The sequence below is a fragment of the Richelia sinica FACHB-800 genome, from assembly GCF_014698825.1.
In the GTDB taxonomy this organism is placed as follows: Bacteria; Cyanobacteriota; Cyanobacteriia; order Cyanobacteriales; family Nostocaceae; genus FACHB-800.
In genome coordinates, this window is record NZ_JACJTT010000017.1 from 12,514 (window position 1) to 28,003 (window position 15,490).

At 40.1% G+C, this 15,490-nt stretch carries 9 protein-coding genes; 3 read left to right on the top strand and 6 right to left on the bottom strand.

What is annotated here, in order from left to right; all coding sequences use genetic code 11:
- Positions 1–11 precede the first annotated feature (11 nt).
- The 3 genes from cysE to purD form a co-directional block, all read right to left on the bottom strand.
- Positions 12–734, bottom strand: coding sequence for a serine O-acetyltransferase (gene cysE, locus H6G73_RS13295; RefSeq protein ID WP_190605147.1), 723 nt, complete (start codon positions 732–734; stop codon positions 12–14).
- 715 nt (positions 735–1,449) lie between these two features.
- Positions 1,450–3,354: a two-component system sensor histidine kinase NblS gene (nblS, locus tag H6G73_RS13300; protein ID WP_190605149.1), complete on the bottom strand. Its 1,905-nt coding sequence runs from the start codon at positions 3,352–3,354 to the stop codon at positions 1,450–1,452.
- Between the two features lie 209 nt (positions 3,355–3,563).
- Positions 3,564–4,841, bottom strand: coding sequence for a phosphoribosylamine--glycine ligase (gene purD / locus H6G73_RS13305; RefSeq protein ID WP_190605151.1), 1,278 nt, complete (start codon positions 4,839–4,841; stop codon positions 3,564–3,566).
- Between the two features lie 302 nt (positions 4,842–5,143).
- On the opposite strand from purD, the gene H6G73_RS13310 reads away from it, so the two are divergent.
- Positions 5,144–6,139, top strand: coding sequence for an NAD-dependent epimerase/dehydratase family protein (locus H6G73_RS13310; protein ID WP_190605153.1), 996 nt, complete (start codon positions 5,144–5,146; stop codon positions 6,137–6,139).
- Positions 6,140–6,310: 171 nt separating this feature from the next.
- Here H6G73_RS13310 and H6G73_RS13315 read toward each other — a convergent pair whose 3' ends face one another.
- Positions 6,311–10,198 (bottom strand): DUF2157 domain-containing protein, encoded by a 3,888-nt coding sequence (locus H6G73_RS13315; protein ID WP_190605156.1) that lies wholly within the window; start codon positions 10,196–10,198, stop codon positions 6,311–6,313.
- 303 nt (positions 10,199–10,501) lie between these two features.
- Positions 10,502–12,478: a molecular chaperone HtpG gene (htpG, locus tag H6G73_RS13320; protein ID WP_190605158.1), complete on the bottom strand. Its 1,977-nt coding sequence runs from the start codon at positions 12,476–12,478 to the stop codon at positions 10,502–10,504.
- 270 nt (positions 12,479–12,748) lie between these two features.
- On the opposite strand from htpG, the gene hpsE reads away from it, so the two are divergent.
- A complete protein-coding gene (gene hpsE / locus H6G73_RS13325; RefSeq protein WP_190605160.1) occupies positions 12,749–13,744 on the top strand; it encodes a hormogonium polysaccharide biosynthesis glycosyltransferase HpsE in 996 nt (331 codons plus the stop codon).
- Complete coding sequence (locus H6G73_RS13330; protein ID WP_190605162.1) at positions 13,741–14,688, top strand: glycosyltransferase; 948 nt, start codon at positions 13,741–13,743, stop codon at positions 14,686–14,688. The genes hpsE and H6G73_RS13330 overlap by 4 nt, the downstream gene beginning before the upstream one ends.
- A 163-nt stretch (positions 14,689–14,851) precedes the next feature.
- Here H6G73_RS13330 and H6G73_RS13335 read toward each other — a convergent pair whose 3' ends face one another.
- Positions 14,852–15,397: a class I SAM-dependent methyltransferase gene (locus H6G73_RS13335; protein WP_242034193.1), complete on the bottom strand. Its 546-nt coding sequence runs from the start codon at positions 15,395–15,397 to the stop codon at positions 14,852–14,854.
- Positions 15,398–15,490 lie beyond the last annotated feature (93 nt).

The following is a 15,490-nucleotide window of genomic DNA, read 5'->3' on the forward strand; positions in this document are numbered from 1 at the left end:
AAATTCAACTTTCAAGAGTTTGGTTCATCTTTAGTCAAACGTTCTAATTTCTGTTCCAGTTGCTCAATGCGGGACAGTAAAGAACGAATAACTGTGGCTTCTACATCGGGAAGCTTTCCATGTTCCAGTAAGCCGTTGCGTTGTTTACGAGAAACAATCCGTCCAGGAATGCCTACTACTGTAGAATCTGCGGGGATATTGCGTAACACAATTGACCCTGCACCAATGCGAACGCGATCGCCAATTTGAATGTTTCCCAACACCTTTGCACCAGCACCTACAACCACATTATTCCCAACTGTAGGGTGGCGCTTACCAGTTTCTTTCCCAGTTCCACCGAGAGTTACACCCTGATAAATTAAGGTATAATCTCCAACAATAGCAGTTTCACCAATCACCACACCCATGCCATGATCGATAAACACACCCTTACCAATTTTTGCGCCTGGGTGAATTTCAATGCCTGTGAACATTCTCCCTAAATGGGAAATAAAGCGAGGGAAAAATGCTACTCCTCGACGGTGCAACCAGTGAGCAAAACGATATAGACACAGCGCATGAAATCCAGGGTAGCAGAAGAAAACTTCTAACCAGTTACGTGCGGCTGGATCTCGCTCAAAAATAATCCGAAAATCACTGATTAATGGCTCAAGAAAAAGGCCAGAAAGTTGATTTTGTCTCCGTTCTGCGGATGCAGAATGAGAATTACTGGTACTCTCGAAAGACTGTTGCATCGGTACTGTCTGGTTAAATGAGCCTTGTACTTTTCCTGCTTATATCAGGTGACTCTCCAGCAGAGGCAAAAACCGATGCTGATTATATTTATTGAATAGATTAAGGTTGTACTCAACAGCCTCAACTAACCCAGTTAAAATAACTTTACATTTCTTTTGGGGTAGGGGTACTAGTATTTTTGCACATGGGTACTAGTATTTTTGAGCTAGGGAGTCAGCATTTTTGTACTCAGGACAAATATCTTAGCCTGTACGAATTTGCAGCGGTTTTGGCCAGATCATGAGCTTGTGATTTTGCTGTACTCATTTACCCAAAAATAGGCATTTAGAGGCTGGAGAAAGGAAAATTTTGTATTTCCGGCTACTCTTAGTATTCTATAGTTTTGGTATTCAAAAAACCAATTTCTTCATTTTCTTTTAGTCTTCTTTGCTGTATGGGCAGATACAAAATCAAAAGAGTAAAAACAAAAGGTTTAAAGTATAAGCATTCTAGGAGTTTTTGAAAAGAGAGTTAAACACCCGATTGGGTGATTTACAGCAGCAACCAAAATTCATCTTTTTCCCTTCTGGACTAGAGATTATTTCCCGGTGGGAAACCCAAAAGCCTGACACATAAAAGTTATCTGTTCTCTTAGCATTCCTAAACACAGCGATCTGCTGAAAGCAGCAGCACTTCGCGATCGCTCTCTATACATTTTGTGAAAATCACCAACATCTATGCAACGGGCACAGTTTCAAATACATCTAAATCAAACCAAAATGTTGTACCCACACCTACTTCACTCACTAAATTTACTTTACTGTGATGTCTTTCAATAATATTTCTGACAATTGATAAACCTAAGCCTGTTCCTTCTAAGGTGTGAACTCGGTTCTCCACTCTAAAAAAGCGGTCAAATATTGCTTGTTGGTCTTCTGGTGCTATACCAATACCTGTATCGCTAATTTCGATGCGGACTTTACCAGGTTGATTATGATTATTGAGTGGAGAGGTTAACTGATAAGCACGAATGGCAACCTTACCACCTGCGGGTGTAAATTTGAGAGCATTACCGATTAAATTACCAAAGACTTGCAGTAATAAATCATAATTACCAACTACTAAAGGTAAATTGGCAGTTACATCTTGAACTAATTCAATACCTTTATCTTTAGCATTAAGTTGATATGTACGTAATGTTTGTTCTAAGGCTTGGGCTAAGTCTACCTTATCAAAATTGTAAGTACGTCCAGATTCCAATTTAGATAAGTCAAGCACATCATTAACTAACCGAGTTAATCTATCAGTTTCATTATTAACTGTTTGTAAAAACTCCTGCCGTTCTTCTACACCTAAATCTTCACCATAATCATGTAGAGTTTCTATATAAGTTTTGATGTTAAATAATGGTGTACGCAGTTCGTGAGAAACGTTGCTAATAAATTGGCTTTTCGCTTCATTTAATTCAACTTCACGGGTGATGTCTTGAACGGTTATGGCAATACCTTTGAGACTTTCCCTTTGTAAATCGAGAACTGTAGTTAAAAGAATACGGATAGTGCGTTTGGTAGGTTGATTTAAAGGAATCCGAAACTCTGCGCTTTCACATTCACCTACCGCCATTTCATATAAAGGACGGGTGATTTCCATTTGCACTGATGTAGGCAAGTGATGCAAGACATTGTTACCAACCACATCCACACCCTCCCAACCAAAAATCCTTCTGGCTGTGGGGTTGACTAAAATAACTTGCATACTGTTATCAATCAGCACTGCACCGTCAGCAATTGTAGAAACTAGGGTTTCTAATTTAGCTTTTTCAGCGGTTAATTCCTCAATATTTTGTTCTTCATAACGTTCTAAACGTTCTGCCATTTCATTAAAGCTAAAAATTAACTCTCCTAGTTCACCTCCTAAAGGTAAAGCAATCCGTTGTTTAAAGTTACCAGCGGCAATTTGTTTGACCCCTACTAATAATTCTTTAATTGGTTTTGTAATAGTTAAGGCATTAATAACACCAGCTAAAATAACCATGACCCAAATGGTGATAAACACAGCAATGGTGACATCACGGGTAAAATTAGTAGAAATAACGGCGGTGGGATTGGGATTAATGCCAATAGCCAACACCCCTAAATATTTTTTATCAACAACTAATGGGACAAATACATCTGTCACAGCCCCATCTGGGGTCATGTGTTGCCTCACCATTGGTTGGTCAGTGTCTCCAGCATAATCTTCTGGTAATTGTATACGCCGTTTAATGGTGAGGGAGTTTTCGACTTCCGGTTCCCAAAAAGGTACACCGAAAAATATCTGCCCAGTTTCATCGGCATAAAGCATATAGCGCACACTAGATGTGCTGCTATAGAACCTTTGGGAAAATTTAGCCACTTCTGTGAGATTGTGATCAGCCACTAAGGGCGCAACATTGGCAGCAAGCAGCAGTCCCAAATCACGACCGAAACGGGTGTCATTGAGACGTGCATCCTGTTGAATGGTATTCACAGCCCAGAAGGTCAAACCACTCATTACCAGGGAGACTACTAGGGTAGCAACGGCTAGAAGTTTAGTCTGGAGGGTGAACTCTGACCACCAATTGGCGATCGCATCTCGGATTGTTTTCAAAGGACCCAGCATGTTCAATAGAGTTGTTAGTAGTTCTTTTTTTTGACTCCAACAACTTAAAAATTAACAGTTTCTTTGCCAAATATGGTAGGGGAAGGAGTTTAGGAGTTGCAGAAGTATGGCTGCGCCACGCTGCGCGAACGCAAGTGAAGAAAAGAATGCAATTCACTCTTTTTCTTCTGTCACCTGTTCCCTGTCACCTGTCACCTTCCTCCTGCCTTCTACTTCAAGACTCGATGCCCAATGTCCCGGCGGTAGTAGATGCCGTCAAATTGGATGTGTTGGAGTCCTTTGTAGGCTTGAGCGATCGCTTGTTGGAAATTTTCGCCTAGTCCAGTGACATTTAATACCCGACCGCCATCTGTGAGGATTTGTTGTTGTGCATCCAACTTGGTGCCAGCATGAAAGACTGTTGCTCCTGCGACTGTGGCTTGGTCAATGCCAGTAATGACCTTACCTTTGTCATAGTTGCCGGGATATCCCCCAGAAGCGGCTACTACGGTGGCTGCTGCGCCCTGTTTCCAAGCAATGGGGGGCATATCTCCTAAACGCTGCTCGATACAGGCTAGAATTAAATCCTCTAGGGGTGTGTCCAGCATAGGTAAAATGACTTGGGTTTCTGGATCACCAAACCGACAGTTAAATTCTAAAACGCGAAAATCACCATCTGGTGTAATCATCAATCCAGCATAAAGAATACCCCGGTAATCAATGCCCCGATTTCTTAATGCAGCGATCGTTTTTTCTAAAACTTCCGTTTGTACTCGTGCCATCAACTCCGCTGTGGCAATGGGTGCAGGGGTATAGGCTCCCATTCCGCCCGTATTTTCTCCTGTATCGCCTTCACCAACTCGCTTATGGTCTTGGGCAGGTAAGAGGGGACGAATGGTTAACCCATCAGTTAATGCTAAAACTGATACTTCTTGACCAAGCAAGCATTCTTCAATCACCACAGAACTGCCTGCACTGCCAAATTGTCCTTGGAAAATTGCATCAATGGCACTTTCTGCTTGTTCCCAGGTTTGAGCAACTGTCACACCTTTCCCTGCGGCTAAACCGTCAGCCTTGATGACTATTGGCACTCCCTGAGAGTGTAAGTAGGATTTGGCAGATACAGCATCTGTAAATACACCAGCCTTGGCGGTGGGGACTCCTGCTTCTTCCATCAAAGCCTTAGCCCAAGCCTTACTAGCTTCGATTTGCGCCCCTGCTTGACTAGGGCCAAATACCATTAATCCTTGTGCTTGGAGATAATCTGTAATTCCTTGGGCTAATGGCACTTCTGGCCCGACTACCACCAAAGAAATACCATTTGCTAAAGCATAGGCGCTAATGCCTGCAAAGTCATCAACTGCTAAAGGCAAGTTTTGGCAGCGTTCCATAATTGCTGTGCCGCCATTGCCTGGTACACAGACAACTTGCTCAATTTTATTGGATTGCAGCAGTTTCCACGCTAGAGCGTGTTCACGTCCCCCATTACCTACAACTAAAACTTTCACTGATGTCCTCGTGCGTTCCTTGCGAAACGAGAATCCCTGCGGGTTACTCGCGAATCAAATTTTCCCTTAAATATCCTACCGAATCAAGAGCCAGACAATTCATGCTGACTACAGATTGATTTTTGAACAGATGTGTGTAAGGACTTTGGTTAAAAGGTGATGGAAAATCTTCAATAAAATTTCAAAGGTATTGTTAGCTATACTATGGTATAAAATAATTTACTAGAAAAATTATTGATTAGAGTAAATCTAGATTATTTTTCTATTTTAGATATAAATAAGATTTAAAAAAAATCAAAAATATGAGTAAAGTTATTGTCACTGGCGCTGCTGGATTTATTGGTTCTAATTTAGTTGATGCACTACTAAAAAAAGGAAAAGAAGTAATTGGTATTGATGAGTTTAATGATTATTACGAACCGCAATTTAAACGCAATAATTTAGCTCATTTAAAAGGCTCACCGAATTTCACTTTAGTGGAAGGAGATATTCAATCTTTAGATTGGCCAAAACTGCTGGTAGATGTGGAAGTAGTTTATCATCAAGCAGCTCAAGCAGGAGTGAGAAATTCCTGGGGCCAAGGTTTTCGTGCCTATACCGAAAGAAATATTAATGCTACTCAAGTTTTATTAGAAGCGGCTAAGGATGCGAAAAATTTGCAAAGGTTGGTCTATGCTTCAACTTCCAGTGTATATGGTGATGCGGAAACTTTACCAACCCATGAAGGTATTCCACCTTTACCAGTTTCACCTTATGGGATTACGAAGTTAGCGGCTGAAAGGTTATGTGGGCTTTATCATAAAAACTTTGGTGTGCCATTTGTGGCGTTGCGTTATTTTACGGTTTATGGGCCTAGACAAAGGCCAGATATGGCTTTTCATAAGTTTTTTAAAGCTGTTTTACAGGATGAAGCGATTCCTATTTATGGAGATGGACAACAAACCAGGGATTTTACATTTGTCAGTGATGCCGTAGCTGCTAATTTAGCTGCGGCTGCTACACCTTCAGCGGTGGGGGAAATTTTTAACATTGGTGGTGGTAGCAGGGTGGTTTTAGCTGAGGTGTTAGACACGATGGAGGAAATTGTTGGTCAACCTATAAAACGCAACCACATCGAAAAGGCGATGGGAGATGCGCGTCACACAGCGGCTGATGTGTCTAAGGCGCGAAAAATCCTTGGTTATCAGCCGCAAGTTTCTCTCCGGGAAGGGTTAAAGCAGGAATGGGAGTGGGTGAAGGGTTTATATATAGCAGGGGACAGGTTACAGGTGACAGGTGACAGTGCTAAAAGCCTTTGAGTGTCTAAGTTTTAGTTGTAGTTAATGTCCTAACTGTCTTGTCTACGGCTATAGGTAATAGACCTCTGGTGGTAATGGATGTAGAGACGTTACATGTAACGTCTCTACAAGGGTGATGAGAAACGCATATTTAATTTCACCAAACGTCAATATTTTTACATTCCCATTATCCTATTGCCAATCCTCAAATTGATTACTGCTGTTGCGAAGCAGAGTATTGATTTGGGTACGACGGGTTTCAAAATTAGCAGCTATGTAAATCAATAAAATACCAACTAGTAAACCGACTATCCATTTGAGGAAGGAGTAGCGGAGGCTGAAAATGACTAGTTGATAGATACTGGTACAGAAAAAGGCGGCTGTACCTACATAGAGAAAAGCGCGAATACGCAAAGCTAGTCCAGCAAATATGGCAATGAGGCTGAAAATTCCGGGAATGAGGGGCAGGTTTTGATGGAATAAAACTGGCCAGCCACAAATTATACTACTGGCTACTATCCGCCAGATGTGGCGAATGTTTTTAGTTTCTGGTAGTTGCAGTTGTGGGTCGATTTGGGCAATGTATAAAAATGATAAGCCGATAGGTGTAACATACCAAAGACTATTGGTGAGGCGGAGGTCAAAAAACCAATTAAATAATGCCCAATCAATTAAGGCTACACTCAGGTAGGTAAAGCGTATGGCATTAGCGATTTTGGCAATGAAGATATAGTAAATGGCAACGATCGCTAAAGTGATGGAAGAAATTTGCAGACTGGTTTGTCCTACAATGATTAATGGCAAAATGTAAGCAGCACGTTGCCAAGGGGTTTTTGACCAACCCCAGGTTTCCCAAGGTAAGATATAAAGGAAGTAGGCAATGACGCAAGCGATCGCACCTTGCCAAGGTAGTAATAGTTGAGACCAAAAACTGACATTAGGTAATTTCTGTAAGTAAAGACCTGTTATCCCTGCGGTGAATAAACCCAGATACACCCATATTTCATCTAGGGTGATATTTCCAATTATGTTTCTGGGGGTGATGGCATCTCTTCTACCTTGCCAAATGGCATAACGAATTAAAAATGCTCCTGTGCCTATGGCTACGTAAAGATTGATTTCCAGGGGAACTATCACCGCAACCAGGAATAAGCCGCTACTCCAAACCCAGTGGAGATGGGCAATATTTTTCAGTTCTCTCAGGGACAACTGGAAGTAGTTGACTAACCAAGGGGCAAGAATACGGTAAAAATATAAGATGCTGGTTCCTAAAGCTGACATGGCAATTAAGCCATCTCCTAGTTGTCCTCCTGTAGCTTGGAACATTTGATAGAACAATAATTCATAGGCAGAAATAGAGATACCGATGATACCCAGATATAACAGGGGTTTGAATTCTTCTCTTCTTCTCCCGACACCAACCAGAATTAAGGCTACACCCAAAGAACAAAAACCAGTCCAGTTGGTAAAGGTGGTTAACCGCAGAACAATACTAAAGGCACCATAGATGAGGGGAAGAATGTGGAAGCTGCTGGGTAATTTGGCTAATTGATATTTTCGTTTCCACCATTCACCAAATATTTGGGAGGAGAAGCCTAAAGCAATGTTGGCAATGGCTATTTTCACAATGGAATGTTCACCAAAACCGAGTATTTCTGCTGCTAATAATTCTAAACACCAGCCGATGCTATAAAATGCGATGTTACTTGGTTGTTGCCAACTGCGATAAATAATTGCACCTAAAGTAATGGCAGTAGCAATAATATAAAAGATTCCGGCTTTGAGGATGTTTTGATAAACGAGGGCTGAGTGTACAGTCATGACTAATAACTCTACACCACATAGAGCGATCGCCCATTTATCTGCGGCTAAACTATAAATTTCTGTTAATTCCTGATTTTGCCGGAGTAGTAAGGTGCTTCCTACCCATAAACTAAAAATAGCGATCGCACCTGCCATCACCCAAATTGATAGAGTTAAATCCGGTATAATCCATAGTAGGGCAGCGATAAAGCTCAGTCCTAACCCAATTGTTAATCCTGCCAATTCTTGCTTTTTCACATAGCGGGTATTGATAAACATCACACCCACACCTACCCCTAAACCGATTAATCTGGTTTCTGTTACCGCTAAGGTTAGGAACTGGGACGCTATCACCGCTAACACACTGACGAAAGTATTGATTGTTTGTTTTTGTTCCCTGGTGCGACTAGCTAAACCTGTGAGTGCTAAAGGTGTAATTAACCAAATGACACCCCACTGGTTAGAAACGTAAATTATGCCAGTGGCTGATGATTGGACATTAACAAATAAGAATGCAAAACTTTGAGCAGCTAGTCCTAAACCGATATACCAGCTGCTACGCTGCCAAATACCTTCACCGAGACTAAATACCCATTCTCCCACCATAATTACTAACAAAATCGCTGCCCAAATGTCTTTATTGAGATTGGGTGATAGCCAATTGATGGTAGAACACAGGGTCAAAACTGCGGTGATATGGGTTAAATAGACTAAAAAGGGTACAAAAGAACGACGTTTAGTGACAGTAGCGAGGGTGATGGTAGAAAATAGTAAATTGAGCGATCGCAACAGGGGATTTAGTAACCCCAACATCGTTAAACCAACCCCCAATATCAGGGTTAACTGTTCCCCAAAGGTCTCTAATTCTGGCTTATCACGTCCCCAACGATGGCTGAGGACTAACATCAAAATGATGTAGGGAAATAAGGCCACACTCAATAATGCCCAAGGTTGAGTTTGAGCATTGGTAAAAGTAGTAGCTGTAGCAATGATTAATCTCTGTGCTGGGTCAGGAACTAACCGCCATCCTAACCAAATTGTTTGTAACCCAACGAGAAAAAACGCTGCTAAATCTATTCGGGAACTATATTTTTGTACACGTCTGCTAAATACCCACAAACTTAAACCACTCACCGCAATGGCTTGTGCTGGTTGGGTGACTACGGAAACTAACCAACCCAGAAATAATAAAATTCCTCCTAGTTGTTCCCAGAGTAAAGCAGATGGGGAAATGGTGAAATTGACATCTTCCCTCACTTCTCTATCTGCCTCCTCAGAGAGGGTGAGATGCTGTTGTGCTAACCAAGTCACCAACCACCCACAAATACCAATAGCCAACCCCAATTGAGTGACATTGACCCCTGCTAAGAAAATAGCCCGTGATAATAGAGTTAATAAACTATAAATAATGGCAGCAAAATATATACCCTTACCCCAACTAGATTGTTCATTAGCATTAGATTGGGGATATTTTAGGCTTTGATAAACATTGGTAAACGTTGTACCCACCATCGCCAAATACACAGCCACTAGGGGAAAGCCTGGAAACTGCCAACCCCAATGGAGATAACTCAAACCCAAAAGATTGACTAAAGGTAATTTGCCTCTGGGGAAATTAGCAATAATTGTGCGATCGCTACAGAGTAAGCTAGTAATAGCTGAAAGTATCAAGGCAGCAATGGCCATTACCAGCCAATTGACAGGACTTTGCCATAAACCAAAGCTATCCATAGCCCAGAAATTTACAGGCACTAACAACAGGGTTACAGCTAACAGTGTCTGTGCTGTCAACCTGAGATTACTTTGTTTTCCAGCCCAAAAAGTAAAACCCCAAAAACTCAGCGTATAAGTTAATAACACCCCATACTGTCCCACTGCGGGAAATCTCTCCCACTGACTGGCCGCTAGCACCCCAGAGGAAATCACCACCAAAAACACACCTAAAAATAACAGCCAGCGGACACTCAATTCCTCACCTAAAGACTGCAACATCGAAGTAACGAAATTAGGTTTAGCTGGCTGTTGGGGTTCTGGTGGTAAAGTCGCAATTAATGGTTCTGTGGTTCGCTGATAACTTGTTGTAAAAACCTCTGGTTGACTTTCTACCTGTGATTGGAAGATGACAGCACAAATCAAATACTCGCTACATATTTGCCTAACTTTGGCATCGGAAATCAAGCCTAAACGTAGCCAAATATCTAGTCCTTCTAATAACTGGGGATGGTTAGAAGGCAATCTCAGATTAATTTGTAGCGGACGGTCAAGGGGTGATGACATAAACCGCAGTATGATCTAGGTGTATAGCACAAAGTATATTTTGGCTCATCTTATGCCACCTGTGAGTCAGTTGTAACTGATTGTTGCTATCAAACTGCTATTTGTTTACATAACAACGGACAGGGCGGTTAGAACACCAACTGATTATAAAACCTAAACACCAAAAGACTCTTCAGACTGTCACCTGTCACCTGTCCCCTGTCACCTGCTATATAACAAAAGGGTGACAGATGAGAATTTTGATTTCTCGTCCGCACCCCTAGCTTGATATTCAATCAAAAGATGTTACTTTCAGGTCAAATGCTACTTACTTGCCTGTTCTGTTAACTTAGTCAGTACATCATTAGACCGTTCAATAAATGACTTCATCCCTTCTGCATCAAAGCCTTTTTGTGACATTAATGCCAAGTCATAAACGTGCTGACAAATTAAGTTCACCAATTGTCCTGTAGGTGACTCACCACTGCCTTGAATAATACTACCTTGATTCAGGGTAGTCAGGTTTTGAATTAATGGGTGTGCGGTATTCACTAACAGAATATGGTCTTCAGGAAACTCGGCTGTTTGTTGCTGCATCATGGCGTTCATTTCCCGCAGACGACGGAGAATTTCTGGTAACAATACCATTGCAGGTGGTGTACCTTGAGGATCATCCGATTTTAACGCTTCAGTACGGATGTTAACTTTGGGTTTGTTGAGTGCTTTCTCAAATAGTTCTTTAATAACTTCGCTGCGGGTCTTGTTCGTGTTAGGGTCAACTATTTCCCCAGATTTATCTTGGTCAAGGAGGGTATTATCTAAATCAGAATCTACCCGTGTAAATTTGACATCTTTGTATTCTTGTTCCAGGAAGTTAATAAAGTGGGTATCAATGAAGGAGTCCATAAACAGGACTTCTAACCCTTGATTTTTGTGCAATTCTATGTATGCAGCTTGACTAGCTTCATCGGTGCTGTAAAACACTCGATTTTCATGGCGTGATTTGTTGCGTTCCAGATACTCTTTCAGAGTAGTGTAGGGAAGGCTGAGGACAGTATTTTCTGTTGGGGTCGCATCTTGCCAAACATCACCATCTTGGGTTTGTACTTCCACGGTGGGAGTGTCAGCAGCTTTAACTTCTGCTTTGGCAGTAGTGCGGAAAACGATAATATCTTCAACTTGCTTTTTAAACTTCTCATCGTTGAGAACGCCGAATTTCACGAAGGTTCCCAAATCTTTCCACGCACTGATATACTGCTCGCGGTTATCGCGGTATAGTTCTTTTAAGCGATCGCCTACTTTCTTAGCTATATAATCGCCGATTTTCTTGACGGTGCGATCGCCTTGTAACGCACTCCGTGAAACATTCAAGGGAATATCTGTACTATCAATTACCCCCCGCATCGGCATTAAAAATTGGGGAATGATTTCATCACAGTTATCGCTGACAAACACTTGATTGCAGAATAACTTAATTTGTCCCTTGGTAACATCTACATCAGGGCGCATTTTCGGGAAATACAAAATCCCGTTGATAATAAATGGATAATCTGTATTCAAATGCACCCACAACAGGGGTTCTTCTTGGAAAGGATATAGATAGCGATAAAACTCTAAATAATCTTCTTTGGTAAGGTTGCTAGGAGACTCGCGCCAAGGTGCTTTTTGTCTATTCAACACCTCCCCATCTAACTTAATGGGTACAGGCATAAAATCGCAATAAGTCTTGACTAGATTTCTAATTCTTGCCGATTCTAAATATTCTTCCTCATCTGGCATCAAGGTGAGGGTAATAGTAGTACCGCGAGTAGTGCGGGAAGACTCATCTATGGTAAATTCTGGTGAACCATCACAAGTCCAGTGAACCGCTTCGGCCCCTTCTTTATAAGATAAAGTATCAATTTCTACTTTTTTCGCCACCATAAAGGAGGAGTAGAAACCCAACCCAAAGTGACCAATAATCGGTTGGTCAGCTTTCCCTTCATACTTGTGAATAAATTCTTCCGCACTAGAGAAAGCTACTTGGTTAATATATTTCTTCACTTCCTCGGCAGTCATCCCGATGCCATTATCGGCAATAGCCAGTGTTTTCTTATCTTTATCAATGGTAATTGTAATTTCTGGTTCACCGATGTCGCCATTGTACTCCCCAGCGCGGGAAACCATTTTGATTTTTTGGATAGCGTCTACAGCGTTAGATACTAGTTCCCGCAAGAAAATTTGATGGTCAGAGTAAAGAGATTTCTTGATAATCGGGAAAATATTCTCAGTATGAATGCTGATAGTGCCTTGTTCTAGCATAACCTTAGTTGCATAAAATTTGCCTACTGAAAATTTTAAGGGGATAATGGGAGCGATCGCTCCCCCTATCAAGGCTTGTTTACACCCTAATACTGATGTGGATTTCCCTACATCATCTGCTTGTTACATTTATCTATCGGCTTTCCAAAACCTGTGAAAATAAAGGTACAATCTGGGGAAAGCTATTTTTAGAATTGCTATCAATATAATTGTAGTTTGTTTCAGTAGTATTAATTCTCCATAAAACAGACGCAAGAAGCAAATTTAATTATGTCTACTACCTTGGAAACTAATAATTCAGATGATTATTTAGATATTACCGTAGCTATTCCTACGTACAACGGAGAAAAACGTCTACCACAAGTTCTAGATCATCTATTAAATCAAACAGGTATAGAACATTTTAAATGGGAAATTATTGTTATAGATAATAATAGTTCTGACAATACATCAAACATAGTCAGTGTTTACCAAGAAAAGAACCAAGAACAACCAATCATCAGCTACTATGTAGAACATCAACAAGGTGTAGGTTTTGCAAGATTACGGGCAGTTAGAGAAGCTAAAGGTAATCTAGTGGCTTTTTTAGATGATGATAATTTACCTGACCCTAATTGGTTATTTGCTGCTTATGAATTTGGACTTAAATATCCGACAGCAGGTGCTTGGGGAGGGCAAATTCATGCTAATTTTGAAGTTAATCCACCAGAAAATTTTGCCAAAATTCAAGCTTTTCTCGCAATTAGAGAACATGGTAATAAACCATATATATTTGATGCTGATAATTTAAGGCTTCCTCCTGGCGCTGCTTTAGTTGTACGTAAACAAGTATGGTGTGAACATGTTCCCAAACAACCTACTCTGAGTGGTGCATTGCCTGGTGGGGATGATTATGAAGCACTCCTACATATTCATAAATCAGGCTGGCAAGTTTGGTATAACCCTGAAATGCACACTTATCACCAAATACCTAAGTGGAGATTGGAAAAAGATTATTTAATGCGTCTTGCTTACGGCTATGGTTTGTGTACTTTTCAACTACGTTTAATTAATACCAAAAAATGGCAAATGCTGATAATTTTTATTCGTACTGTGTTATCTAATCTGCGCCGGATATTAAAACATATGATCGAGTATAGACAAAAAATATATCAAGATTTAATTATTATGTTTGAGATAAAGTTTTACTGGGGTAGTATGCTGAGTCCGTTTTATTCTATCCAGCTTTATTTTCAAAGACTGAGGAAAAGCCAAAATAAAATATGACTATAAAACCGACAATTTCTGTAATTATCCCAGCTTATAATTGCGAAAAAACAATTAAAGGTACTATTAATTCTGTTCTCAATCAAAATTGGAATGATTTTGAATTAATTATCATTAATGACGGTTCAAGAGATGGAACATTAGAGATAATTAGCCAAATTGATGACACAAGAATCAAACTCTTCTCTTTTGAGAATGCTGGTGGTAATGTCAGCCGTAACCGTGGATTAAAATATGCAATTGGTGAATTTGTGAGTTTCTTAGATGCAGATGATATCTGGACATCTGATAAACTTGCCAGTCAGTTACAAGCTTTGGCAGAAAATCCGCAAGCTGCTGTTGCCTATAGTTGGACTGATTATATTGATGAACATGGTAAATTTCTCCTAGCTGGAACACATATCAATGTCAATGGAGATGTTTATGAAAAATTATTAACAAATAATTTCTTAGAAAATGGATCTAATCCTTTAATTAGGAAAGAAGCAATAATCTCATTAGGTGGTTTTGATGAATCTCTAAATGCTGCCCAAGATTGGGATATGTGGCTAAGATTAGCAGCAAAGTTTGAGTTTGTGTGTGTACCTACTGTACAAATTCTCTACCGATTTAGTGCTAATTCTGTTTCTACTAATCTTGCACGACAAGAAAAGTCGTGCTTACAGGTAATCACTAAAGCTTATCAATTCAGACCATCTACTATTAAAAATAGCTTGAATGTTAGTTTAGCTAATTTATATAAATATTTGACTTGCAAAGCATTACAAAAACCATTAACCAAGGATAAGGGATTAGCAGGAGCCGTATTTCTCTGTAAGTACGTATTTCACGAATCTTCCAGACTAGAGCGTGCTAACTTTATTCTTAAACTAGCTGTAAAGGTAATAATATCCGTTGTTTTTCCAAATCTGCTGAACAAAATGGATAGAAAAAACAATAGTTGAGCAAAGAAAATTCAATCTTAGGATTGTTTATAAATGTCAAATAAGGTGGTCAAAATTGAAAGATAGCTATTAAAAGTGAGTTTGGCAAATGCTCCATCACCTTGGGTAGTCTGCTTTCTTCATTGTAAGTTGGTATGGCGACAGTAAAATCAATAGCCATAACTCAGTTCTTTTGTAATACTAAAAAATAATGGTATGGGTTGAGAGGATCAATAAATTCCTGTTTGACTTTTAAACCAGCTTTAGCAACAGAGTTTAAAATGCGTTCTTTGGGATAATCTTTTAGCCCCATTTCCCAATAATGCTGTGAGCATAATGGCTTTTGACTCCAGAATTTGGGTATATTGATAAATATATGCCTGGGTCGGTTAGTAAAAGATAATTTCAACTGGATTGAGAAATGTTCAGTGTTGTAGGGAATGGATATAATTAAGTATTTTTTTGTAGCTGCTGCTAGTCTTTGTAAAGCCTGTTCTGATTGTTCATAGGGCATATGTTCTAGCACTTGAAACAACATAATCAAATCAAAGGTATTTTCTGGTAATGTAAAATCCTGTGCCAAATCTAAAACTATATCTGGTGATAAGTGAGGGTCTATATCGGCAGTGGTGACGTTGTAGTTAGTTCTTCTGAGAAGATCAGTCAAAAGAGAATTAAAAATACCAATTTCTAGGACATTTTTTACTTGGCTACCCAGTGATAAGGTCAAGCGAAGCTGATGATGGTAACTGATAAATCTATGTTTGGAGAAATAATCTGCACTTTTAAGGTTTAATGAGGATATTAACTGCATAATAAACCT